This is a genomic window from Longimicrobium sp. (genome assembly GCF_048594345.1).
GTDB lineage: Bacteria > Gemmatimonadota > Gemmatimonadetes > Longimicrobiales > Longimicrobiaceae > Longimicrobium.
On the sequence record NZ_JBMDXM010000280.1, the window covers coordinates 1 to 23,210 of the forward strand.

General features: G+C 69.8%; 18 protein-coding genes, 1 tRNA gene and 1 pseudogene. 5 read left to right on the forward strand and 15 right to left on the reverse strand.

The genetic code is table 11. The features are described 5' to 3' along the window. Positions 1 to 378: 378 nt before the first annotated feature. From ACOJUJ_RS29180 to ACOJUJ_RS29215, 8 genes are all read right to left on the reverse strand, one after another. Positions 379 to 1,509, reverse strand: coding sequence for an ATP-binding protein (locus ACOJUJ_RS29180; protein ID WP_420130454.1), 1,131 nt, complete (start codon positions 1,507 to 1,509; stop codon positions 379 to 381). Next, the gene (locus tag ACOJUJ_RS29185) at positions 1,506 to 1,964 is read right to left on the reverse strand and encodes a response regulator (RefSeq protein WP_420130455.1); all 459 of its coding nucleotides are present in this window, start codon (positions 1,962 to 1,964) and stop codon (positions 1,506 to 1,508) included. The genes ACOJUJ_RS29180 and ACOJUJ_RS29185 overlap by 4 nt, the downstream gene beginning before the upstream one ends. Continuing rightward, complete coding sequence (locus tag ACOJUJ_RS29190; RefSeq protein ID WP_420130456.1) at positions 1,961 to 3,598, reverse strand: sensor histidine kinase; 1,638 nt, start codon at positions 3,596 to 3,598, stop codon at positions 1,961 to 1,963. The genes ACOJUJ_RS29185 and ACOJUJ_RS29190 overlap by 4 nt, the downstream gene beginning before the upstream one ends. A gap of 133 nt (positions 3,599 to 3,731) precedes the next feature. Then, on the reverse strand, positions 3,732 to 4,025 hold the full coding sequence (locus ACOJUJ_RS29195) for a hypothetical protein (protein WP_420130457.1): 294 nt from the start codon (positions 4,023 to 4,025) through the stop codon (positions 3,732 to 3,734). After that, a complete protein-coding gene (locus ACOJUJ_RS29200) occupies positions 4,022 to 4,294 on the reverse strand; it encodes a hypothetical protein (protein ID WP_420130458.1) in 273 nt (90 codons plus the stop codon). The genes ACOJUJ_RS29195 and ACOJUJ_RS29200 overlap by 4 nt, the downstream gene beginning before the upstream one ends. Continuing rightward, on the reverse strand, positions 4,291 to 4,857 hold the full coding sequence (locus ACOJUJ_RS29205) for a hypothetical protein (RefSeq protein ID WP_420130459.1): 567 nt from the start codon (positions 4,855 to 4,857) through the stop codon (positions 4,291 to 4,293). The genes ACOJUJ_RS29200 and ACOJUJ_RS29205 overlap by 4 nt, the downstream gene beginning before the upstream one ends. Then, entirely contained in the window at positions 4,854 to 5,447 is a 594-nt protein-coding gene (locus tag ACOJUJ_RS29210; RefSeq protein WP_420130460.1) for a hypothetical protein, read from the reverse strand. Before ACOJUJ_RS29210 ends, ACOJUJ_RS29205 begins: the two co-directional genes overlap by 4 nt. Before the next feature lie 355 nt (positions 5,448 to 5,802). Then, the gene (locus ACOJUJ_RS29215; protein WP_420130461.1) at positions 5,803 to 6,459 is read right to left on the reverse strand and encodes a response regulator; all 657 of its coding nucleotides are present in this window, start codon (positions 6,457 to 6,459) and stop codon (positions 5,803 to 5,805) included. A 261-nt stretch (positions 6,460 to 6,720) separates the two neighbouring features. Between ACOJUJ_RS29215 and wrbA the strand changes: the two genes are divergently transcribed. Next, positions 6,721 to 7,320 (forward strand): NAD(P)H:quinone oxidoreductase, encoded by a 600-nt coding sequence (gene wrbA, locus ACOJUJ_RS29220; protein ID WP_420130462.1) that lies wholly within the window; start codon positions 6,721 to 6,723, stop codon positions 7,318 to 7,320. 91 nt (positions 7,321 to 7,411) lie between these two features. Here the strand turns inward: wrbA and ACOJUJ_RS29225 are convergent, their stop codons facing one another. Beyond that, positions 7,412 to 8,437 (reverse strand): peptidoglycan DD-metalloendopeptidase family protein, encoded by a 1,026-nt coding sequence (locus tag ACOJUJ_RS29225; RefSeq protein WP_420130463.1) that lies wholly within the window; start codon positions 8,435 to 8,437, stop codon positions 7,412 to 7,414. Between the two features lie 233 nt (positions 8,438 to 8,670). Between ACOJUJ_RS29225 and ACOJUJ_RS29230 the strand changes: the two genes are divergently transcribed. Then, positions 8,671 to 9,885: an AfsR/SARP family transcriptional regulator gene (locus tag ACOJUJ_RS29230; protein WP_420130464.1), complete on the forward strand. Its 1,215-nt coding sequence runs from the start codon at positions 8,671 to 8,673 to the stop codon at positions 9,883 to 9,885. Positions 9,886 to 10,387: 502 nt separating this feature from the next. Next, positions 10,388 to 10,867: an HPP family protein gene (locus ACOJUJ_RS29235; protein WP_420130465.1), complete on the forward strand. Its 480-nt coding sequence runs from the start codon at positions 10,388 to 10,390 to the stop codon at positions 10,865 to 10,867. Positions 10,868 to 10,958: 91 nt separating this feature from the next. Here ACOJUJ_RS29235 and ACOJUJ_RS29240 read toward each other — a convergent pair whose 3' ends face one another. The 6 genes from ACOJUJ_RS29240 to ACOJUJ_RS29265 form a co-directional block, all read right to left on the reverse strand. Beyond that, complete coding sequence (locus ACOJUJ_RS29240; protein ID WP_420130466.1) at positions 10,959 to 12,179, reverse strand: SRPBCC domain-containing protein; 1,221 nt, start codon at positions 12,177 to 12,179, stop codon at positions 10,959 to 10,961. Beyond that, positions 12,176 to 12,820, reverse strand: coding sequence for a TetR/AcrR family transcriptional regulator (locus ACOJUJ_RS29245; RefSeq protein WP_420130467.1), 645 nt, complete (start codon positions 12,818 to 12,820; stop codon positions 12,176 to 12,178). Before ACOJUJ_RS29245 ends, ACOJUJ_RS29240 begins: the two co-directional genes overlap by 4 nt. Positions 12,821 to 13,715: 895 nt before the next feature. Continuing rightward, positions 13,716 to 13,788, reverse strand: a tRNA-Lys gene (locus tag ACOJUJ_RS29250). An 89-nt stretch (positions 13,789 to 13,877) separates the two neighbouring features. Beyond that, the gene (locus ACOJUJ_RS29255; RefSeq protein ID WP_420130468.1) at positions 13,878 to 15,074 is read right to left on the reverse strand and encodes a hypothetical protein; all 1,197 of its coding nucleotides are present in this window, start codon (positions 15,072 to 15,074) and stop codon (positions 13,878 to 13,880) included. Between the two features lie 561 nt (positions 15,075 to 15,635). Next, a complete protein-coding gene (locus tag ACOJUJ_RS29260) occupies positions 15,636 to 16,769 on the reverse strand; it encodes a DUF4384 domain-containing protein (RefSeq protein WP_420130469.1) in 1,134 nt (377 codons plus the stop codon). Between the two features lie 28 nt (positions 16,770 to 16,797). Next, positions 16,798 to 19,857: a tetratricopeptide repeat protein gene (locus tag ACOJUJ_RS29265; RefSeq protein ID WP_420130470.1), complete on the reverse strand. Its 3,060-nt coding sequence runs from the start codon at positions 19,855 to 19,857 to the stop codon at positions 16,798 to 16,800. Positions 19,858 to 20,129: 272 nt separating this feature from the next. Here ACOJUJ_RS29265 and ACOJUJ_RS29270 point away from each other — a divergent pair, with 272 nt between their 5' ends. Then, positions 20,130 to 21,506, forward strand: coding sequence for a hypothetical protein (locus ACOJUJ_RS29270; RefSeq protein ID WP_420130471.1), 1,377 nt, complete (start codon positions 20,130 to 20,132; stop codon positions 21,504 to 21,506). Positions 21,507 to 22,435: 929 nt separating this feature from the next. Further along, a pseudogene (locus tag ACOJUJ_RS29275) lies at positions 22,436 to 23,210 on the forward strand (hypothetical protein); the annotation flags it as partial.

A 23,210-nucleotide genomic window follows, 5' to 3' on the forward strand; every position in this document is an offset into this window, starting at 1 on the left:
AGCAATTGTCTGTACGAACAACCCCTCCCCCGCAGTTTGGGGGAGGGGTCGACCGCCGTCGCGAGGAACGAGCGAAGGCCGGTCGGGGGAGAGGGCCCCCGCGTCGCAGACGCGGACGGCGGCATCACTCCATCTCTCCCCACCTCTGGCCCCAACCCCGGGGGAGGGGTGGTGCTTCCTCAGCAATTGTCTGTACGAACAACCCCTCCCCCGCAGTTTGGGGGAGGGGTCGACCGCCGTCGCGAGGAACGAGCGAAAGGCCGGTCGGGGGAGAGGGCCCCCGCGTCGCAGACGCGGGCGGCGCCAACACTCCATCACCCCATCACCCGTTCACCCGTTCACCCGTTCACCCGTTCACCCGTTCACCCCTTCACCTCCCTACGCCACCGGCAGCGTAAACTCGAACGTCGTCCCCCGCCCCACCTCGCTTCGCGCCGCGATCCGCCCGCCGTGCGCCTCCACCACGCCGCGCGCGATGGCCAGTCCCAGGCCCGCCCCCGCGCGGCGCGTGCTGCGCGCCTGCCAGAAGCGGTCGAACACGTGCTCCAGGTGCTCCGCCGGGATCCCCGGCCCGGTGTCCTCCACCGCCACGCGCACCTCGTCGCCGTCCCGCACCGCGCTGACGCGGATGTGCCCCTCCGTCGTGAACTTCACCGCGTTGCCCACCAGGTTGGAGAGCACCTGGTGCAGCCGCTCCCGGTCCGCCCAGACCGCGGGGAGTTCCGCGGGCACGGATGATTCCACCACCAGCGACTTTTCCCCCGCCATCCCCGCCACCGTCGCCAATACGTCGTCCACCACCTCCGCCAGCGCCGTTTCGTGCGGCTCGAACGAGAGCCGGCCGGCCTCGATGGCGGCCACGTCCAGCAGGTCCTGGCGCAGCCGGTCCATCTGCTGCGTCAGGTGGCGGATGGCCTCCGTACGCTTGCGCGCTTCCGCCTGCCCCTCGCCGGCCGGAAGGGTGCGCTCCAGCACCATCGTGTGGATCTTGACCGCGCTGAGCGAGTTGCCGATGTCGTGCGCCACGACGCGCAGCACCTCGTCGCGCGCGTTGACCGCGGCCTCGGCGGCGGCGCGGGCCTCGCGCTCGTTGCGCAGCAGCCCGGCGCGCTCCGTTTCCAGCCGCTTGCGCTCCATGGCGTAGCGGATGGCGCGCGCCAGCGTTCCCCCATCCACCGAGCCCTTGACCAGGTAGTCCTGCGCCCCCGCCTGCACCGCGTGCACCGCCACCGTCTCGTCCGCCAGCCCCGTCAGCACGATGATCGGCACGTCGGGCGCGGCGTGCAGCATCCGCGTCACCGTCTCCATCCCGTGCGCGTCGGGGAGCGAAAGGTCCAGCAGCACCACGTCCGCCGGCCCCTCCGCCACCCGCTCCATCGCCTCGGAAAGACGCGCCGCGTGGGCGAGCTCGAAGCGCAGCGACTGCGCCTCCTGCAGCGTAAAACCCAGCAGCCGCGCGTCGCCGGGGTTGTCTTCGACCAGGAGGATGCGGACCGGCGCGTCCGTCACGGGCGCGGCTCCGGGGGCAGCTTGACGATGGTGAACCAGAAGTCCTCGATGGACCGCACCACGTGGATAAACTGGTCCAGGTCCACCGGCTTGGTGATGTAGCAGTTGGCGTGCAGCGCGTACGCCTGGGCGATGTCGCGCTCCGCCTCGCTGCTGGTAAGGATGACGACGGGGATGTTGCGCAGCGACGGATCCGCCTTGACCTCTTCCAGCACCTCGCGCCCGTCCTTTCTGGGGAGGTTCAGGTCCAGCAGGATGACGTCCGGCCGCGGCGCGTCCGCGTACCTGCCCTCGCGGCGCAGAAAGGCGAGTGCCTCCACGCCGTCCGGCGCCACCGACAGGTTGTTGTGCACCTTGCCATCGCGCAGCGCCTCGCGGGTAAGGCGCACGTCGCCCGGGTTGTCTTCCACCAGCAGCACCTCGATGGGCTGCGATGCCGCACGTCCGCTCGTCATTCGGCCCCGTCTCCCGCGGGAAGGGTAAAGAAGAAGGTCGCTCCCTGGCCCTCCGCGGACTCTACCCAGATGCGGCCGCCGTGGCGCTCCACGATCTTCTTGCAGATGGCCAGGCCGATCCCCGTGCCCTCGTACTCGGCGCGGGTGTGCAGGCGCTGAAAGATGACGAAGATGCGCTGCGCATACTCCGGCGCGATGCCGATCCCGTTGTCACGCACGGAGAACACCCACTCCGCCCCGTCGCGGCGCACGCCCACGTGCACGCGCGGCGGCGCCTGGCCGCGGAACTTGACGGCGTTCCCCACCAGGTTCTGCAGCACCTGCCCCATCTGCACCGGGTCGGCCATCACCGTGGGCAGCGGGTCGCGGGTGACCTCCGCGCCCGCTTCGTCCAGCGACGCCCGCAGCACGTCCACCGTCCGCGCGAACACGACGTTCAGGTCCACGGGATCCGGCAGGACGCCGCGGGCGCCCACGCGCGAGTAGGCCAACAGGTCGCTGATCAGCGACTGCATGCGCCGCACGCCGTCCACCGCGTAGCCGATGAACTCGTGCGCGTCGTCGTCCAGCTGGCCGCCGTAGCGCCGCGCCAGCAATTGCGTGTAGCTGGCCACCATCCGCAGCGGCTCCTGCAGGTCGTGGCTGGCGACGTACGCGAACTGCTCCAGCTCGGCGTTGGAGCGCGCCAATTCCTCCGCCTGCTGCGCCAGCGCCTCTTCCGCGCGAAAGCGCTCCGTCACGTCGCGCAGCACGGCGGTGTAGATGCGCCGGCCGCCGATCTCCAGCTTGGAGATGGACGCGTCGGCGGGGAACACCTCGCCGTTCTTGCGGCGGCCGGAGATCTGCCCCCGCTCCCCCATCCGCCGCGCGACGACGGGCGAGTCGCCAAAGCCGCGGACCTGCGCCGCGTGGCCTGCGCGGTACGGCTCGGGGATCAGAATCTCCAGCGGCTGGCCGATCGCCTCTTCCGCCGTGTAGCCAAAGGTCTGCTCGGCGCCCTGGTTGTAGAAGACGATGGTCTGGTCCTCATCCACCGAGACGATGGAGTCGCTGGAGATGGAGATGATGCCGGCGAACCTGGCCTCGGACTCGCGCAGCGCCTCGGCCGCCCGCTGGCGCTCGATTACGCGGCCCACCTGCGTGCCCACGTTGTCCATCACCCGCAGCAGCGCGGGGTCGGGGTCCAGCGCGCGGTCGGAAAAGAACTCCAGCACCCCCGCCACCTGGCGCCCCACGCGCACGGGGAACGCCACCGCCGCGCGGATCCCCTCTTCCACCCCCACCGTGCGGACAAAGCCGGGGTCCAGCGCCACGTTCTGCACCCACGCCGGCTCGTCCGTCCGCATCACCCGCCCCGCCAGCCCCTCGCCTGCCCCCAAGCGCATCCCCTCCGTCGCCGCGCGGAAGCGCGGAAACGTCCGCGGATCTGCCGGGTGCCAGACGCGGCTGGAGGCCATGGTCCCGTCGCTCTCCCGCAGCCAGGCGTGCCCCAGCCGCCAGCCGGCGTGCCGGCAGACGGCGTCCAGGCAGGTCTGCAGCGCGCCGTGAACGCTGTCGGCCTCGTTGGCGGCCACGGCCACCACCTGCAGCAGCCGCACGAGCGCGGCTTCGTGCGCGGAGGCGTCGGCGTGCATCGGGATCTGCGGGTCGGTCATGCCATCAGGGTCGTGCGGATGATCGGAACGATGCCGCGCAACCTACCATCCGCCCGCTCCGCGCATCAACCGCCCCCGGCATTCCGCTTCGGGCAGATTCGGACCAGACGCGTCATGGCCGGTCATCGCCGCCGATGAGCCGGTAGAGTTCCTTCCACAGGTAAACGCCGATGACGGAAAGGAACGGAAGGCAGAAAACGAAGACGAAGGCGGCCAGCGCCTTGTAGGCGCGCTTGCGGTCCTCCCGGGCCGCCCGCATCTGCTCGTAGTCGATCAGCAGCCAGCCCCCGCTCCTCATCTCCCAGACCACGTACCACTCGGGGGTTGGCTCGACCAGGACCGAAACCACGGTGCCGGGCACGAGTGGCGGAACTCCCTTCAACTCGTCGCAGAGCAGGTCGTTCACACCGTGGATTCGCTCGCCGCCGGTTTCGATACGGACCGATAGCTGATAGCAGCCGTGGTCGGTTCTGCCGACCCGCATCTTCTCGCGGTACCATCGGTGCGGACCAGCTCTTCGCGAAGCGGCAGCGGGCCTGTGACCGGGACCCCCGCGATCACGTAGCCGGCCGCCAGCAGCGACAGGATGCAGACGGCGCCCCCCGCCAGCGAACGCCAGCGGGCGATGTCTTCCACTCGCGCGCGGCGGCGTGCCTCTTCCTCCAGAACGCTCATTTTCGCCTCCTGACCAGCTCCTGCAGCTCCTCCCAGAGCCAGAAGGCGATGAACGAGGCGAAAGGCAGGCACAAGAGCGCCACCACGGGCCACATCGCGTGGTGGTTGCGCCGCTCGCGCTGGCGGGTAGCGCGCATCCGCTCGTAACGGATCAGACGCAGGTCGCCGCTGGTCATCTCCCAGATCACGTTCGAGCTACCTGTCGGCTCCACCAGAAGCGTCACGGGAGCTCCTTCGGCAAGCGGCTCGATCCCCCGGAGCGCGCGGCAGAGCGTGGTATTCACCGCCCGGATCACCCCGTACTCCGTTTGCACGCGGACGGACAGGGCCAGGCAGTTCCGGTCGTTGTCCCGGATCCGCATCCGCTCGACCGTGCCGTCCACGCGGGTGAGGTCCTGGCGGCGGGGCGGCGGGCCCACCACCTCCTGTCCCGCGAGCCACCAGGTCACCAGCAGCAGGCAGAGGAGAAAGGCGGCGCCCGCCGCCGGCCCTCGCAGCCGGCGGACGTCCCTGAGCCCTGGCTGGACGGCGCGTTCGCGTGGGGCTCCGCCGTGGCGCATCATCCCCGGTCTACCAGGCGGGCCAGCTGGTGGAAGAGTTCCATGCAGACGTAGACAACGACGATCAGGAGGAACGGGACGCAAAGGACGTAGACGATGATCTGCCCCCACCCGGCGACGCGCTGCTGGTGCTCGCGGCGCGCCCGCATCTGCTCGTAGGCGACCAGCCGTCTGCCCCCGCTGGTCATCTCCCAGACCACCCACCCGTGGGAGGTCCATTCCAGGAGAACGGTGACGGGGGCGCCTCGAGGAAGTGGATCCACTCCCTTGAGCGCCTCGCAGACCACGTCGTTCCCTGCCCGGAGGCTCCACGGCCGCGTACCGTGCTGACCAATGTCGATGCGGACGGTCAGGTACCGGCAGCCGCCACCATCCCCGCGGCGTATCCGCATCCCCGCGACGGTGCCCTCGATCCGCTCGAGCTCTCCACGCGCCGGAATCGGACGCGCGGACCGTGCTGACCCCATGAGATAAAGGACCAGCATGGTGAGCATCAGCACGATGGCCCCACCCGCCGCCTTCCGCCACAGGCGCACCTTTTCCCCGCGCTTCTGGCGGCGTCCCGCCGCCCTGTGGCGGTTTTCCGCCTTCATGCGGCGGAGCCGGGCGCTTCCGGTGGAGGATTTCATCGGGACCGGTGGTGGGACGATCGTACCCGCACGGCCAGCAGCCTAACCACTGCTTCCGCCGCGGCACAAGAAGGCAGGCGCTGCATGGCTGGATGATACGGATTTCGATCCCGAAATGTGTCGCCTGCGTCCGCGCGGCCGAATGATGTCCGGCGAGAATCCGACCCGGTAGCGTGCCGTCCGCCTGCAGGAGCGAATCGATTCGCGCTGGAAAGGGTGCCGGTGTGGATGGGAACGAACGACAAAGGCGCGGAGACGCGGAGGTTTTCTCCGCACCTCCGCGCCCTCCGCGCCTCCGCGTGGGGCTTTTCCCGCCGGATCAGGCCGGCTTGAGCATCCCTGTCTGTAACGCCAGGTGCACCAGCTCGGCGCGATGCGTAAGGCCAAGCTTCTGCATCATCCGCGCGCGGTAGGTATCCACCGTCTTGGGCGAGAGAAAGAGCTTCTTGCCGATCTCGGCGCTGCTGTAGCCCTCCGCGGTCAGGGTGAGCACCTCGCGCTCGCGCTCGCTCAGCTTTTCCAGCGGGCCGGCCTCGTGCGGCTCGCGCGACTGCTTGTACTGCTTCAGCAGCACGCGCGTGGCGCTGGGATACAGGAAGACTTCGCCGGCCGCCACCGTGCGGATGGCCGTAAGCAGGTCGGTGTCCGCGCTGGTCTTGCGGACAAAGCCGCTGGCGCCGGCCTCCAGCACGGGGAGCAGAAAGTCCTCCTCCGTCTGCGAGGTGAGCACCAGCACCCGAGTGCCCAGTTCCAGCGCGATGATGCGCCTGGTCGCCTCCAGCCCGTCCATCACCGGCATCGCCAGGTCCATCACCACCACGTCGGGACGCAGCAGGCGGGCCTTGTCCACGGCCTCTTCGCCCGTGGAGGCGTGACCGACCACCTGCACGTCGTCCTCCAGCCCCAGCAATGCCTCCAGGCCGCTGCGAAGCACGGGGTGGTCATCGGCCAGCAGGATGCGGATCTTGGCTGACATCGTCTTGTCTCCCGGTTGTGTTCATCGCCTGACGGATGATAGCGCCGGCGCGGGTTTCCTGCGTAGGGAGATCGAAATCATTCCTGACGGGAATTTCCCCACACGCCCTGCATACGCCCCGCCGGCGCGGCCGAACGATCGTGAGATTTTGCCGTTGCGACGATTTTCGGTACGACACGTGCGACGGCCGCGTGGGATTCGCAATCAACCGGTTGCCGACATCCCGCGGCAGCCATCCAGGCCCGGTCCGGAGTGAAGATCATGAGCAACGTCCGTCTCGCCGTCATCTACTACAGCACCTACGGAACCAATCACCGCATGGCGCAGGTGGCCGTCGAAGCCGCGCAGACCGCCGGCGCCGAGGTACGTCTGCTCAAGGTGCCCGAGACGGCGCCCGCGGGGGTGGTGAACGGGCAGGACGCCTGGCGCGCCCAGGCCGAGCTGACCGCCGACGTACCCGAGGTGACCCACGCCGACATGGAGTGGGCCAACGCCTACCTGTTCAGCGCGCCCACGCGCTACGGCGTTTCGGCCAGCCAGCTGCGCGCCTTTATCGACACGCTGGGGCCGCTGTGGGCCGAGGGCAAGCTGGCCAACAAGGCGGTGAGCGCCATGACCAGCGCGCAGAACGCGCACGGCGGGCAGGAGACCACGCTCATCGGCCTGTACACGACCATGATCCATTGGGGCGCCATCATCGTGGCCCCCGGCTACACCGATCCCGTGATCTACGCCGCCGGCGGCAACCCGTACGGCACCAGCGTATCCGCCACCGGCGGCCCGCTGAGCGAGGAATCACAGGCCGCCATCCGCCACCAGGCCCGCCGCCTGGTCGAGTTCGCCGGCAAGATCGCGAGCTGATCCACCGGGCGCCGACGCCCGGAAGCCGCTTCCCGGGACAGCCGGGAAGCGGCTTCTGCGTCTACGCTCGAGAATGCTTGGTTACGCCCGCTCAGTTTCTAACGGTGAACTGGCCGTTGTACGAGCGCAGGCCGCCCCATGTGTTGGAGCCGTTGTACATCACGTAATGCAGGTGCGGTGTCGTGGCGCCCACGCTGCCGACGTAGCCGATGTGGGTGCCCGCGGTCACCGACTGGTTCACGGTCACCTGGATGCCGGTCAGGTGCAGATATCCACTCCACCAGATCCGCCCGCCGGAGTTATGCTCGATGAGGACCGCCCCCGATCCACCACCGGGCGCGACGCTGCCGCCGTAGTTCACCACCCGGCCGGGCGCGGTGGCATACACCGGCTTGCCCGCATCGGCCCCGTTCGCCTGGTTGGCGTCCCAGGCGTACGTGTCATCGGCGCCCGCCACGCCACCTCCTGCACGGTGAAAACCTGTCTTGTGCTGGCAGAAATCCCAGGTGGGGAACGTCGCCCACGTGCACTGAAGACTGAACGGTCCCACCACCGGAGTAACCGCGACGGGCCGGCAGCGCCTGGGCATCTCCCAGAGTATGCCATTTCCATAGGGGTAGGGGCCGCGGTAGATGACCAGTGCGCAGTCATCCTGAATGGCCAGCCATGCGCCAGGATTGCCCGCCGTGTTGGACGCCCACAGCGGCTGCAGCGCACCGTTGTACGCCACCAGGTTGCCGTCGTGCTGCATCTGGAAGATCGTCGTTCCACGGCCCAGGGTGTTGGGTGCCACCCACAACGCGCCCGCTCCGTCGTACTCCACCACGTTCCCGTCCGTCTGCAGGACCAGCATTGCCTCGCCGTTGCACGAGCGGACCCACTGGTCGGGGCGCAGTCCCTCACCGGGCAGCATCTGGCCGCACTTGGCGGGCGCCGTCAGCGCACGCGTAACCGTGCCCGTGGCAGAGGCGGGGCCTGCCGGGTTCCCGGAATCCCGGCACCCGGACGTGGCCACCAGCGCGAGCGCCAGGAGAATGGACTTCTTCCGATGAAGGGTGCCGCCGCCGCGTAAAGGCGTCCGAGCGGGCGAGCGGAGCAGCAGGGGTGTGAAGCGCATGAGAATCCCTCCGAGGTCCGGGTGAGGGCTGCCGCCGCGGGATGCAGGCGGCAACGGAATCGGGGCGTGTCCGTGCATTGTGAGTCTCATCGGCACGGCTACATTTGTTGGCCCCGGAGGCACCTTACATCACCCAGCCTCATATGTCCTTCATGACAACCTCATGGACGTCCATCGATTCGATTAGGCCACACCATTTCCTAGCCGTCCTCGGCGCACCCGCCGAGCTGCTGGTGAACGGAAAGCCGCACATCTTCACCAACAGCAAGCACCTGGCGCTATTGGCCTACCTGCTCATGGACGCGGGAGAGTATCGGCGCGATCAGCTCACCCGGTTTGTGTGGAGCTCGGGTGCTTCGGGTTCGATCGACACCGCGCTGTCGGAGCTGCGCGCTGTATTCGGTCCGGAAGTGATCCCGCCCCGCACCCGCAAGATCGCCCTCAGCCGCGAGCTGGTGGAGGTGGATGCGCTGCGGCTGCTGTCCGCGACGGACGACCCGGCCTCGCGCACCGCAGCGATCGACCTGTACCGCGGGCCTTTTCTGGAGAATTTCAACCAGCGCGGGAGCTCCGAAACCTTTGTCCGGTGGGTCGAGCGGACCCGCGCAAAGCTTGAAGAGGCGTTCCGGGAGGTTTGCGACGAGGTGTGCCGCTCAGCGGCGAGCGAGGGTAATTGGCCACGGGTGCTGGAGGTCGCGGAAACCGGGATCCGCAAAAGTCCGGGCTGGTCCGCTGGAGAACAGTGGCGAGAAGCCGCCGCGCAGGCGTTGCGTCCTCAACCAATGGTTCAGGAAGAGGCGGAGGAGCGGGTAGTCGACGAGCCGGTTGCCAAGGAGGCAGATCCTCCTGCACTCGTCGCGGGAGCGCCCCAGGGCCGGCCTTCCCACCGGGTGTTCCTGGCGCTGGCGGGACTCACGGCCGTGCTGATCTTCCTGGTCGTTCTCGCGATTCGTGAATGGCGTTCGCCCGAGTCGCTGGTCCGAATGCCTCCGATCCGCGCCGATCAGCTGCCGGCTCCGGGCTCGCCGATCCGTACACTTTCCGATTGGCTGCGCACGGACGGCCAGTGGATCTACTACCGGTACGAGCGTTACATGCCTGCTGCCTGCCAGCACGAAACCAGGGCTGTCGGCAACTTTGGCCGGAACGGATGGACCCGCGGAATTCCCGTGGCTTGCCTCAACGCGGCTTGGCTGGCCGTGGATGGGGAGCGTCTGATCAGACGGTTCTCCCTCGCGCCGGAGACCACGTACTGCCTGCAGTTCCTCTACACCGAGAACCAGACGGCCTTCTGGAGCCAGCACGGACCCGAAAACGCCCCCGGCCTTGAATCGATCCGGGTCGTTGCCCCCGCCGGCGAATACAACATCGGATTCGCGGTCCTCCGCAGTGGACCCGGGAAACGGTACATCGAGCTGACCCATCGCTATCCGGCCTCGCGCTGCTGAAGCGCGCTTCGCCGAGGCGGACGTCCGCAACCGTAGCCAGTCCGGGGTATCGCCATCGGGGGCGTGATCGCCGTCTGGCGGAGGATCCCGGCCCGGCTGGGATGACGCCGGACCGGGGAGAGGGGACGAAGCGGCGAGCCTGGGAAGGGACTGCCCGTTTGGCGTGAGAGGCCTGATTGAATCGCCAACCTCCATCGCGATGGCGTCGGGCGCGGCGGGCGGCCGACGCGAGCCGTTGAAGCCCCGCCGGGCGAGTTCCGCGAGCCCAGGGCGGGGCTTATGGCCGTTCGAGCCGCGGGTTTACCCGCCCTGGGTGGCGGGGCGGGCAATCCCTTCCGACGCTCCACCGAAACGCGTCGGTGGCGAAATGGGGATTCACCCGACAGAGGGTTCGGGGCGGTCCCTTCCCCGCCCCGAGCGGCGCGCGGGTAGATTCGATTCTCCACGCGGCCGGAGTGATGGCGCGTACAAACCCGCGATTCTTTCGATTGCAGCAGCAGCGATGACCAGAGCATCAGCCGCACGCGCCATTCAGGGTACCACCGTCCGCGACGTGATGCGCATCCAGATGGTGACGGTGGTTCCCGAGATGACGGTGCGCGAGCTGGCGCACACGCTGCTCGAAAGTGGCGTACGCGCGGCGCCGGTGCTGGGCCCCACGGGCAACCTCCTGGGCGTCGCCTCCGAGGTGGACGTCGCCCGCCTCACGCTGGGCGAGTGGCCCGCTTGCAACGGCGCGGACGGCAAGGGGACGGCCCGAGCGACGGAATTGGATGGCGCGCAGTCGCCGCTGGACACGCTGCGGGTGCGCGACGTGATGTCGCCCGTGGGGCCCACGGTGTCGCCGGACGAGCCGGTGAAAACGCTGGTCAGCCGGTTCGTGCGAGAGCGGCTGAAGCGCGCGCTGGTGGTGGAGAACGGGATGCTGCTGGGGATCGTCGCGCCCATCGACGTGCTGGGGGCGATCGACGAGATCGGCTGACCGGCGGGGATTCGACGGTGGAGGATGCGACGCGGGGCAGCGGAAGATGATCTTCCGCTGCCCCGCCGCGTTTCCGTCCGGTACGGCCGCTCTACTCCAGCGAGAAGATGGCGAAGCGGGCGCCCTGCGGATCCAGGCAGTGGGCCGACTGTCCGCCGCCCGGGACCGGCATCGGCCCCGCCTCCACCTGGCCGCCGTGCTCGCGGATGCGGGCCAGCGCGCCATCCATCGAATCCACGTTCACGTAGAAAAGCCAGTGCGGCGGCTTGCCCTCACGCCCCGCCGCGTCGGACATCCCGCCCAACTGCGCGTCGCCGGAATCATCTGCGTGGCGGAAGGTGTGGTACGTGCCCGACTCGCCCATGTCGTACGTGGTCTCCTCCTTCCATCCGAACAGTTCGGCGTAGAACGCCCATGCGCGGTCATAGTTCGTCGTCTGCAGCTCGCGCCAGCCGACGGCGCCCAGCGTCTGCCAATCCGGAACCGCCGCCTGGCCGCTGGGGCGAAAGAGCGAGAAGGAGGCGCCCTGCGGATCGGCGATGATGGCGAAGCGGCCCACGTTGGAGATGTCCGCCGGCGGCGACTGGATGCGCCCGCCCAGCCCTTCAGCCCGGCTCGCGGCCGCGTCCACGTCGTCGACGGCGATGTGGGCCATCCAGTGCGGCGGCGCGGGCGGATACTGCATCACCCCGCCGATCTGCGTATCGCCCGCCAGCCACACCGCGTACCCGCCCACCTCGTCGCCGAACGGCTGCACCGTCCAGCCGACGGCGGCCGTGTAGAACGCCTTGGCCGCCTCGGCGTCCGTGGTCAGCAGGTCGTACCACACAAAGCGCCCGGCGGTGCGCGCCGCCGGCTGCTCCGCGGCGCCGGAGGAAGCGCTGGACGCGGGAAAGAGCGTCTGCAGGTTGTCGAGGGCGCTGGACCATCCCTCGCGGTGGCCGTCACGGCTTTCGGGGGATGCAAAGCCGGCCTGCCTCAGCACCAGCCGCGTGCCGTCCGCCTCGGGGGTAAGCTCAAGGGTCAGCACGGTTTCCGGGGTGCTCCCCTCGCCGCCGCGCCAGGCGTGCGTGTACGCCAGCCGCTCCGGCGCCGCGATCTCGCGGTAGGTGCCGAACGCCTCGAAGCGGGTTCCGTCGGGCGCGGCCATCATCACCCGCCAATCGCCGCCCACGCGGAGGTCGTTGGCGCCGTCCTCGACGGTCATCCCCCTGGGCGCGGACCAGCGGCGCAGCAGCTCCGGCTGCGTCCAGGCGGCGAACACGCGGTCGCGCGCCGCGGGGATCTTTCGTTCCAGCGTCAGCTCGTTCATCCTCGTCTCCCGTGGGTTGAATCCTGTGCCGGCCTGAGCCCTTCCAGGTAGCCGCACACCGCCTCGCTCGCCTGCCGCATGAGCCCTGCATCCCGCGAGCTTTTGCCCGTGCCCCAGATCCCCATCTGCGACGCCACCAGCAGCGCGGCCGCGCCCTCCGGCGACGTCCCGGGGCGCACGGCACCCGTCTCCATCCCCTCCCGCAGCGCGGCGGCAAACGTGGTGCGCCACCGGTCGTACAGCGCGTCGATGCGGCCGCGGAAGCCCTCGTCCAGCGGCGACATCTCCTGCGCCAGGTTGTTGAGCGGGCATCCGTCGACGTAGTGGCCGCTCTCGATGTCCTCGCCCGCGAACCGGCGAAACGCGTCCTGCATGACCGCGATGGGATCGGCGGAGCCCCGCAGGCCGCCCAGCCAGCGCCGCATCAGCAGCGGCTCGATGACCTCGTCCACCACGGCGTAGCCAAGCTCCTGCTTGCCCGCGAAGTGGTGGAAGAGGGCGCCCTTGGTGACGCCCGCGTTCTCCACGATGCGGTTCAGGCTGCCGCCCTGAAAGCCGTGCCGGTAGAACTCGGCGAATGCGGCGTCCAGAATCTTTTGCCGGGTGACGTCCGGCTGCCGGAGTCGGTTGATGCTGCTCATGAGGATGATGATACCGACCAGTTGGTATGCAGTCAAGCACCCCGTTCTAGTCTACATCTACAAGGTGACTTCCTGGAAGGAGGGTGCCGCTACGCAAATCGATTTCGCGCAACGGGTTGGCGCCAACCGCAGTTCCCCGTTCGCTCGACGAGCGGCTTGGACGGCTCCCGAGGGCTGGGCCTCGCGCGACCCGACAAAGATCCTTCGGTCGCGCACAAAGGTATGCGGTTATGAGCGTTACAGGCATGCGCTCCCTCAGGCTCAGAGGGTGTTGAGAAACTTCGAATCATGCCAGTCATCCTGAGAGTGTGTTTAAGAATTTGACCTTTCAGATAACCCGAAGATCGATTTCCTGAGGGAGCGCGCCTCCTCAACTTGAATCCACTCAACCGCTTGCGCGCGACCGAAGGATCTCGTCTCGGCGATCGCGAGGCAGGCCTGGCGGCACAGGTCCAGCTCCCGGGTGCTGCCAGCAAGATCCTTCGGTCGGCGCTAAGTGTCTTTGTGGCAGCAGGTTCGGAGCGGCGCCTCCCTCAGGAAATCAAGCCCTTGGTCGATTCTTAAACACACTCTGAGGGAGGCGCCGCTTCATAACCTGCTCATACACAACCCCTTGGCGCCGACCGAAGGACCTTGCCGGCAGCGTGAGGCTGGCTTCATGCCCCGCATCTGGCCTCCCGGTGGCGGAGAGAAGGTCCTTCGGTCGCGTGTAAGCTCTTGTGTTCCTGAAGGTTCCGCGTGGCGCTCCCTCAGGATGACTGTGCGCTTCGTACGAAGAACTGAGGTTTCTCAACATCCTTTCAGGATGACAGCGTGCCCCAGTGAGAGCAGGTGCGCTTTTGCGCACTAAAAATCCCCAGGCCGCCGCGTCAGCGACGGCCTGGGGATCTCTGGATGGGCCGGGTGGGACTCGAACCCACGACCATTCGGTTAAAAGCCGAGTGCTCTACCAGCTGAGCTACCAGCCCCAACGCGGACAATATAGCCCCGCGCGTGCCTTCGCTCAACCGGGCGGCCGTGGCGACAGGCCGGTGTGGATTTCGCCGATCCGTATGCGTCAGGGCTCGGAGCGAACAAGCAACGCGTACGCGCCCGCCTGGCCGGCCACGGCGGAGGAAACCTGGATCACGTAGTCGCCGTCGCGCGGCACCGTGTACGCAAGCTCGGCGTTCAGGTCCCCGCCGCCATCGTCGTCCGCGGCCAGCGTCTGGAACTGCTCGAACACCCCCATGCCGATACTGACGAACGCATCGAACTCCTCCGATTCGACGCGGATGTTCAGGCGCTCGCCGGCGCGGGCGCGGTACGTGAACTGTTGATAGTAGATGCCGTCGCTGTTGGCCCCGTCGCCAGGACCCAGCTCTTCGCTCATCCGCTCTCCCACGCGTACCGGGACGATGTACGAGCCGGTCCCCGAGAAGTCCTCCGCATTCTGGTCCGAATCCTCATCGTCCGCATCCTCGTCCACCCACTCCTCGTCATCTTCGTCGTCCCACTCGTCCTGCACGGCGCCTTCTACCACGCGCAGGGTGTAGGCGCCGACGAGGTCGCCGGAGTAGGAGCGGATGACCACGTGATGCTCGCCGTGCTCGCCGAACTCCGCCAGCATTTCGGAATCGTTCCCTTCCGCGCCATCGTCATCCTCGGCGGTGATCTCCAGCGCGCCGCCGGCCCAGGTGCCAAACTCCAGGTACGTGTCAAAGTCATCGGACTCGGCGTACACCGTGATCTGCGCGCCGGGCGTGCCCTGGATGACGTAGTGGTCCTCCAGGCCGTTCTCGCCCTCGTAGTCGCCTTCGGAAAGCTCGCCCTGCACCGTCTGGCCCACGCGCAGGCGGCCGGCGTTCACCTGGTCGCTCAGCGCGGTGAGGTCCAGCGCAAACGGGCCCACCTCGTCCTCATCAAAGCCCGCGGCGCGCAGCTGGTACTCGCCGGAATCGTTCAGCCGCACCACCAGGCGCGAGTCGGTGTTCACCCCATGGTCGTCGTTCGATGCTTCCTCTTCCCAGTCGCCGCCGCGCCCGCGCCCCCCGTACAGGTAGGTGTCGAAATCGTCCGAGCGCATCCGCACCAGCACCCTCTCGCCGGGACGGCCGCGAATGGTGAAGGCTTCGTAGTAGGCGCCGTTCTCCGTCTGCGGATCGTTCTCGTCGAGCGTGGCCTCGACCGTTTCCCCCACGCTGATGGACTGCTGCGCGGCGAGCGGGGCGGCCGTCAACGCGGCAAGGGCAAGTGCGAGCGTCTTGCAGGACATGGATTGAATTCGGGAGGGGTGTGACGGGAGAACCGGAGCGGCTTCGGGGGACAATCTATCGCCCCGGGCGCGCGGCGGAAGGCTCTTGGCGTGGATGGACGGTTCTAAAGATCGCGCTTCAGGTGGTGCGATCGACGTGATCCGGTGCGCTCCGGATATCATCCACCGATCCACGTCCCTATCAAAAAAATTCTCATGGCCCCCTGCCGCATTCCATCGACTTCCCGTTCCCGACACCTCTACAAAAGAGTGTGCCTCGTCGGCATCCCACACCCGCGACCGACACCTGGGAATACGGCTTCGCACCGCGAGATCAGAGGAACCAGCACGAGAAAACTCTGCTAACTCTACTCTGGTAACTCTGTTAACTCTGTGTGAGGCCCATTCTTTTGTCTCACACCGCGAGCCCTGAGGATACGGCACGAGAAAACTCCGTTGACTCCGTTGACTCCGTGTGAGACCCTATCTTTTCCGTGCCCAACCCTCAAACACTCGGATGACGCGGAGCAAGCCGGCTCCGCGTCATCCGCCATTCACGTCTGGTGATCCCCCAATCGCGCGCTACGGGACGATGTGGTATTCCAGGAGCGCGGTGGCCCAGGGAAGCGTGCGGCCGGTGGCGGGGTCGGTGGTGGCGGCGCGCAGGGCGCGGAGCACCGCCTCGGCGGGAATGCCGCCGCCGGCGTCGGTGGCGATCTCCAGCGGGCGCGGGGTGACAAAGGCGCGCACCGCGCCCCGGCCAAACGGCTCGGCCGCCTCCAGCGGCTCGCGGATCTCCGGGTCGGGGATGGTGACCAGCCGGTCCGGGGACAGCTGCGGAGACTCGCCGTCCAGCGGGTACAGCACGCTTATGGTGCCGTCCGTCCCCAGGTCCACCAGGGTAAAATACCCCTGCCGGCCCACGCGCGTCTGGAACTGGATCCACTCCCCCGCCCGGAAGCGCGCCTGCCCGCCCGGCACCGCCAGCTCCAGCGCGAAGGTCTCGCGCGGCGCCGCGAGCGCCTCAAGCTGCAGGGCGCCGCGCTCCTGCTCCAGCACGTACCGCAGCGCCGCCGCGCCGTCCGCCGGCGACGGGGCCTCCACGCGGTGGCGCACGGAGCCGTCGCGCCCCAGCACCACCCACTGGGCGCCGCCGCCGGCTACCGACAGGTGCGCCTGCGACCCCGGCGCCGCCTCCACCAGCCCCGACGCCCCCGCGAACGACGCCGCCACCGTCCGGCGCGCGTCCTCCGGCAGCGCCTGCAGCGACACCCGCAGCGCCGCAGACACCTCCGCCGCGGCCAGCGGGACCACCGCCGGCTTCACCTCCGACAGCGCGCCGTAGCGCACGCCGCCGTCGGGGCTGTGGATGCGGGCGATGGGCTCGCCCTCGCGCGGATAGGCCACGATCTCCACGTCCCGCTCCAGCTCGGCCGCGGACAGCCGGCCGCTGAAGCGGGTAGCGCCGCTGGCGTCGTGCCGCAGGGTGACCGGGGCGCCGTTGATGGACACCTGCCGGATCCCCGACGCGTGGAACGCCCGCCCCTCCACCCGCACCGCGCGCCCGCGGACGATGCCGCGGCTGCCCTCGCCCGTCCACTGGCGCGGCTCCAGCACCACCACGTAGCCGTCGGCGGCGTCGGGGATCAGCTGACCCGCGGCCGGCCGCGCCAGCCCGGCGGCCAGCAGCAGCGCCCCCAGCAAGGCTTTCTTCATGATCTGCGTTCCCATGATCGCGGGCGGGTCAGCGGGGCACCCGGCGGCGCGCCTCGCGCAGCGCCGTGGTGTACTCGCGGTTCTCCGGCTCCAGCCGCGAAGCCTGCTCCAGCGCCGCCAGCGCGTCGCCGTGCTGCCCGGCCTCGGTGTAGAGCATGGCCAGGTCGAACTGGAACTTGGCGGTCGACGGCTCCAGCCGGGTGGCCTGGATGAGCTCCGCCAGCGCGTCGGCGGGGCGGTTCGCGGCGCGCAGCGCCAGCCCCAGCCCGTTGCGGTAGGCCGCTTCCTCCGGCGCCAGCCGCACCGCGGCCCGCAGCTCGGCCAGCGCGTTGTCGCCCTGGTTGGAGCGGCTGAGCAGGGTGCCGTACTGAAAGCGGTAGCGCGCGCTGGCCGAGTCCAGCCGCACCGCCGCCCGCATCTCCAGGATCGCCTCGTACTGCATCCCCGACCCGTCCAGCATCTCGGCCAGCACGCTGCGGTGCTCGGCGTTCGCCGAGTCCAGCCGCACGGCCCGGCCCATGGCGGCGCGCGCGGCGCCGGCGTCGCCCAGGGAGCGGAGCATCCCCGCAAGGTCCACGTGGTAGGCGGCGTTCGCCGAGTCGGCGCGGATGGCGCCCTGCATCTCCTGCACGGCCTCGGCAAGCTGCCCGTCGTTCAGCAGCGAGACGGCCAGCTCGCGATGGTACACGGGGCTCTCGCCGTCCAGCTGCACGGCGGTGCGCAGCGCGGCCACGGCGTCGCGCGTGCGTCCGGAGCGGCGCAGCGCCTCGCCCATGGAGGCGTGGTAGGCGGGGCTTCCCGCGTCCAGGCGCACGGCGCGGCGGTACGCCCCCAGCGCATCCTCGACCCGCTCCAGCGCCAGCAGCGCGCCGCCGTACTCGTGGTGGTAGTGCCCGTTCTGCGGCTCCAGCCGCAGCGCCTCGGCAAAGTGCGGGAGCGACCCCTCGGCGTCGCCGCCGTCGCGCAGGGCGATGGCCAGGTCGGCGCGGAACTCCGCGCTCCCGCCGTCCAGCCGCACCGCCTCGTGAAACGCCTGCAGCGCCTCGTCGCGCAGCTCGGCGCGCAGCAGCACGCGGGCCAGGCGGCTGCGGTACTGCGCGCTGGAGGGGAACAGCGTCACCGCCTCGCGGGCGCGGGCCAGCGAGTCGGCCAGCGCGGGGGCAAGCCTGCCCCCGCCGGGTGCCGCCGTGGCCGCCGCGGCCTGCGCCACGGCCACCGGGGCCGCCTGCGCCGTGGCCTGGTGCGCCGCCAGCTCCTGCGGGTTCAGCACGATGCTCATGGGCAGGAACTGGTCGTACGTGCGGTCGCCGATGGAGGGGATCTGCGAGTTCTGCGTCTCGCGCCGCACCCGCTCCACCGTGTAGTGCATCATCTCGCTCAGGGTGACGATCTCGTCGCCGTCGTCGTCCGCCGCGCCGCGCAGCGCCTCGAGCAGGTAGTGCGTGAACACGCCGTGGCCGCCGCCCCACTTTGCGTCCTCCAGCGACAGCTGCGAGGCGCCGCTGGCGGTGAACACGGCCAGGCCGCCGGTGGTGGAGCTTAGCTGCTGCAGGAAGATGTCGTTGATGTTGTTCTCCCCGCCGCGCGAGGCGAACTGCGTGGTGATGCCGCCGCTGTGGCAGGCGTCGGTGATCAGCACCACGTGGCGCGCGTACAGCTCGCCCACGGCCCGGTCCACGTCGCGCATGGGAAAGCCGGTGGCCGGCACCTGGTCGGCGCGGGTGTCGTAGGTGAGCAGGTACAGGTCGCTGAGCCGCGCCGGGTCCGGCGCGCCGTGCCCGGCAAAGTAGATGAAGACCTGGTCCTCGTCTGTGGCCTGGCGCAGGTACGAGTACAGGGCGGCACGCACCTCGGCGTAGGTGGCCTGCTCGTTCAGCAGCAGCTTGATGTTGGCCTCGTCAAAGCCGCCGCCGCCGGCCGCGGGGGAGCGCAGAAAGTCGTAGATGGCGCGGGCGTCGTCATCCGCGTACTGCAGCGCCTTGATGGCGGTGTCCTGGTACGCGCTGATCCCCACCACCACCGCCCAGCGCTTGCCGCGAAAGCCGGCCTCGGCGCTCCACGGCTCCTCGCGGCTGGCGAAGCTCTGCGCGGCGGGGGTGGCGTTCAGCTGGTAGCGGCCGATGACGGGGTTCCCCGTACGGCCGCGCACCATCACCACCACCTCGCGGCTCATCGAGTCGGCCGGGACGTAGCCCACGAAGCGGTACGACCCGCCGTTCTCCTGGCGGATGGCGGCGCTGCGCCCGTCCACCAGCACCGACTCCACCCCCTCGGGGTGCGAGGCGTACCCGATCACCCGCACGGAGCGGCGCCCGGGGACGGTGATCCCCCGCGTGCCCACCCCCGACCACTCGCGCGGCTCCTGGATCTGGATGTAGCGGCTGGCCGGGTCCTCGATGACCGCCGCCGCGGCGGCCACGACGACGGCGGCACCGGCGGAGTCCGCCACCACGCCCGCCGGCGCGCCCGTTCCCGGCGCCGCGGCGACGGCGGCCGGCGGCCTGCCCTGGGCGGCGGCGGCCTGCGCGGCGGTGGGAGGCGCGCTGACGGCCACGCCGCTGGGCAGGGGAGGCGGCACGTAGCGGTCGTCGCCCGCGCCCAGCAGGCGGGGGCGCAGGTTGGTCAGCGAGAACTGCTGCAGGTCGGGATACGCGGGGTTGGGCGCGGCCGGCGTGAGCCGGTACCCGCCCTCGGAAAGCTCGCCGTTGGAGGCGCGCACCACCACCGCGATGTCGCCGCCCTCGTCGCGCATGGCGGGGAGCGCGGTAAAGTGCGTGGCGCCGGTCTCGTCCGTGCGCAGCGCCGCCGGCTCGCCCTGCACCAGCACCTCGGCCACGCCCGCGGGGTGGCGCACCACGCCGCGAAAGCAGTACCACCCCTTGCTGCTGCGCCCCGACCGCGCGGCGTGCGCCCGGCAGGCGGAGCCCTCGTACTCCAGCACGGTGATCTGCGCGCGGCCGGTCTGCGCGCGCGCGGGCTGCACCGCGGAAAGCGGGCCGAGCGAAGCCAGCAGGAGGAGAAAGGGGAGCGGGCGGAACGGCGTACGCCGGCGGGAGGCGCCGGGAAGGGCGGTGCGAATCGTGAACATCGATACCATCCGGAGAGATATGAAACGAACCGGCGAACGCCGGAAACCACACAAGACCGGAACCGGACAATCAAAGGGAACTGCTACGCCCCCAGGATACACGCGTGGACGGGTAGCGTCAAGCGAAACGATGCCGCGGCCCGCCATGCGTTTCCTGCCGCGCCCGCGCCGAAAGCCTTCCGCGACGCGGACGCGCGCCCTATACTGTTCCCGTCAGGTGTTTTCCGTCTTCCCCGCCCCTCCGCCGCCACCTCCGCCCCAGGGTTGTCGCAGTGAGATCCCAGCTTTACGACGCCGTTCGCGAGGCCACCCGTGACGAGTTCGACCTGGTCGCCGAGCTGGGCGCCGGGGACGCGTGGGCCGTGTTCCTGGGGCGCGCGGTGGAAGGAAGCGGGCTGGCGCTGCTGCTGCTGCAGGAGGCGGAGGAGGGGGGCGAGTTCGAGCTGGAGGTGATCCACGCGGTGGAGGGCGGGCTTCCCGTGGGCCGCACCGCCTGCGCGGCGTGCGGGGCCGGCGAGGCGGGGTGGCCGCGCTGGTGCGCCGGGTGCGGGGCGGACCTGTCGGGGATGCAGGCCAACGCCGCCGTCGCCGGCGAATCCGCCGCCGAGCTGCTGCAGGAGGTGCGCGACGCGGCGGACGGCGTGTTCCAGGTGGTGGGGGCCATGCCCCACGCGGAGGGCGGCGGCGCCCTCTACTTTGCCCGCGAACATGCCACGGACCACATCGTGGGGCTCACGCTGCGCGAAGAGGCGGACGGCGAGCTGTCGCTGGCGGTTTCGTGGACGGCGGACGCGGAGGCCGCGGAAACGTCGTCGCCCGTTGTCATCCCGGAGCCGGTCGTCTCCGCCGTCCCCGTCCCCTCGATGGCGCCGGACGCGTCCACGGTTGTACCGCCGCCGCTGTGGGATCCGCCTTCGGCGCCCTCCCGGGCACGCGCCCGCGTCAACGGGCGCAGGATCGCCGGCGCCGCCGCGGTGGCGGGGATCGGCGTGGCGCTGGTGATCGCGCTGGTCCTTTTCGTCGGCGACCCGCCGCTGGCCGAATCCACCGACGTGGGGCAGACGACCATGGTGCCGGGCCCGGTGGTGGATGCCGGTGCCCCCGCGGACACCGCGACGGTCGGAGCGCCGGTGGAGACCGGCACGCCCCCGGCCGGCGGCGGATCCACCGTCTCCACCGTCTCCACCGTCTCGACCCAAGCGGCGGAGCGGACGAAGGCGCCGGAAACCATCCGGCCCGTGGTGGAGACGGCGGTGAGCACCGCGGAGGAGGCGGAGCCGGCGCGCGTAGAGCCGCCCGCGGCGCCCACGGCGGCTGGCGTGGAAGCGGCGGTGCGCCAGTACGCGCAGGCGGTGGGGTCGTGCCAGACCAGCCGCGTCAGCCGGGCGTATCCCGGGATCACCGAAGCCGAGGTGCTGCGCTGGGAGCGCTTTTTCCGGCAGAACTGCGGCGGCGGGGTCCGCGCCGGCTTCGTCGCCGAGGCGCCGGCATCCGTGGACGGCACCCGCGCCGAGCTGCTGTTCACCCTTACGCTGGCGTACACGGACGGCACGGGTCGCACGGTGGAGCAGCCGCTCCCGCTGCGCGCGGTGCTGGAGTGGCGCGCCGGCGCCTGGTCACTGCGGGAGGTACGCTCGCTCGCTGGCTGAACTCCGCATCCGGAGCCGGACTCGCCTCCGGGGGCGTGCCGGTCCCCCGATCGTGGAGCAGGCAGAGGGTTTTCCGGATCGCGCGTCAGGGGGTGCGATCGACGGGTTCCAGTGCGCACCGGAGCGAATCCAACGATCCGCATCCTTCTCGAAAGAAGAGCACTTCGTCGGCCTGATCACAGGTGAGCGGAGTCATGTGATGGTGCTCGGAGGCTGTTCAGCGGGCGTTGGGCGGATGCCTGCTGCAGGCGAAGCCGAGGGGTTGGTACAAAAGAGGAAGCGCGGCAGGGAGCCATGAGAATTTTTTTGAGGATCCCCCTCATGCTCATCTGCATCATCCGCCCGCGGCGAGGCCTGCCGGAAGCGCACCGGAACCCAGCCGTCACGCACACCTGATGCGCGATCTTGCAAAGTGTCGGAGCGCGACAGCGCCGGTCCGTAAACGCTGCCCGTCGTGTGCATGGACGGTTCACGGGATTGCGCATCAGGTGGAGCCGGAATGGTGGGTTGCAGGGCGCTCCATGGAGACAGTGGGGTTCCTGAAAAAAATTCTCATGGCCCCCTGCCGCTCTTCCATCCGGCTGCCGTTTCCGACGGTTCCAGGGACGCGTGGTGTGTCCCGCCACCGTGGATGTGCGGGGACATGGTGGTGCGCGTGGTGAGCTCACGACGGTTTCCGTCGATGCGCGGCGTGCGACCGCCATCCTTCGCTCACCATGGCAGGTGATCTGAGGACAAAGGATGCGGCACCCCAAAAGCCCGGCTGACTTGGTTGATTCCGCGTAAAGCCGGTTCCTGTAGGGGTTGGGGCAGGCCGATGTAAATTCTTCCGTTCCGCAATGGAACGGCATATACTGCGCGAAAACGGTCCGCCGCCCGGCGGGTTGATCATGCTTCTCCGTTCATTCCCTCCGGCAGGATTTGCACGCATGAGATCCGAGCTGTACGACGCCCTCCGTTCCGCCACCGAAGGCGAGTTCCAGCTGGTGGGCGAGCTGGACTGCGACGCCGGGTGGATCGCCTACCTGGCGACCGGTGCCGCGGACGGGGCCCTGGCCCTCCTGCTTCTGCACCGCACCCCCGACGGCGACCAGTTTGACCTGCAGGTGGCGCACGCCCTGGATGGCACGCTGGCGGTGGGCAAGACCACCTGCCCCGCGTGCGGCACGACGGCGGACGGGTGGCCGCGCTTCTGCGCCAGGTGCCGGCGCGACCTGTCCGGCGTCGTGCCGGACGCTGGCGTGCCGGGAAACTCGTCCGCGGAGCTGCTGGACGCCGTTCGCGAGGCCTCGGCCGGCGTGTACGAAGTGCTGGGTGCCATGCACCACGGCGAAGGCGGCGGCGCCACGTACTTTGCCCGCGAGGACGGCGGACGCATCGTGGGGCTGGTGCTGGAGCGTGAGGCGGAGGGCGACCTGTCGCTGGTGCGCTCGTGGACGTACGACCACGAGGCGCTCTCTGCCGGCCCACCGGACCTTGCCGCATCCCCAGCCGCCGCGCCGTCGTTGGCCGCCACGCCGGCGGCGATCGAAGCACCGTCCGCATCCGACGCCACACTGGTGTACGGGGCGCCGGCCGATGCCGTAGAGGCGGCGGCCGCCGCGCCCGCGCTGCTGCTGTACGACGACGCGACGGTGGCCGGCCCCCCGCCGCGCCGCCGCACTCCCTCGCGCCGGATGCTCTACGGCGCGGCGGGCGCGCTGC

Excerpts from the sequence above, each read along its gene's own strand:
- wrbA (WP_420130462.1), top strand. The coding sequence starts at position 6,721 with ATGAGCAACGTCCGTCTCGCCGTCATCTACTACAGCACCTACGGAACC.
- ACOJUJ_RS29190 (WP_420130456.1), bottom strand. The coding sequence starts at position 3,598 with ATGCACGCCGACGCCTCCGCGCACGAAGCCGCGCTCGTGCGGCTGCTG.
- ACOJUJ_RS29260 (WP_420130469.1), bottom strand. The coding sequence starts at position 16,769 with ATGAAGAAAGCCTTGCTGGGGGCGCTGCTGCTGGCCGCCGGGCTGGCG.
- ACOJUJ_RS29200 (WP_420130458.1), bottom strand. The coding sequence starts at position 4,294 with ATGAGCGTTCTGGAGGAAGAGGCACGCCGCCGCGCGCGAGTGGAAGAC.
- ACOJUJ_RS29215 (WP_420130461.1), bottom strand. The coding sequence starts at position 6,459 with ATGTCAGCCAAGATCCGCATCCTGCTGGCCGATGACCACCCCGTGCTT.
- ACOJUJ_RS29255 (WP_420130468.1), bottom strand. The coding sequence starts at position 15,074 with ATGTCCTGCAAGACGCTCGCACTTGCCCTTGCCGCGTTGACGGCCGCC.
- ACOJUJ_RS29225 (WP_420130463.1), bottom strand. The coding sequence starts at position 8,437 with ATGCGCTTCACACCCCTGCTGCTCCGCTCGCCCGCTCGGACGCCTTTA.
- ACOJUJ_RS29235 (WP_420130465.1), top strand. The coding sequence starts at position 10,388 with ATGACCAGAGCATCAGCCGCACGCGCCATTCAGGGTACCACCGTCCGC.
- ACOJUJ_RS29245 (WP_420130467.1), bottom strand. The coding sequence starts at position 12,820 with ATGAGCAGCATCAACCGACTCCGGCAGCCGGACGTCACCCGGCAAAAG.
- ACOJUJ_RS29265 (WP_420130470.1), bottom strand. The coding sequence starts at position 19,857 with ATGTTCACGATTCGCACCGCCCTTCCCGGCGCCTCCCGCCGGCGTACG.
- ACOJUJ_RS29240 (WP_420130466.1), bottom strand. The coding sequence starts at position 12,179 with ATGAACGAGCTGACGCTGGAACGAAAGATCCCCGCGGCGCGCGACCGC.
- ACOJUJ_RS29185 (WP_420130455.1), bottom strand. The coding sequence starts at position 1,964 with ATGACGAGCGGACGTGCGGCATCGCAGCCCATCGAGGTGCTGCTGGTG.
- ACOJUJ_RS29205 (WP_420130459.1), bottom strand. The coding sequence starts at position 4,857 with ATGATGCGCCACGGCGGAGCCCCACGCGAACGCGCCGTCCAGCCAGGG.
- ACOJUJ_RS29210 (WP_420130460.1), bottom strand. The coding sequence starts at position 5,447 with ATGAAGGCGGAAAACCGCCACAGGGCGGCGGGACGCCGCCAGAAGCGC.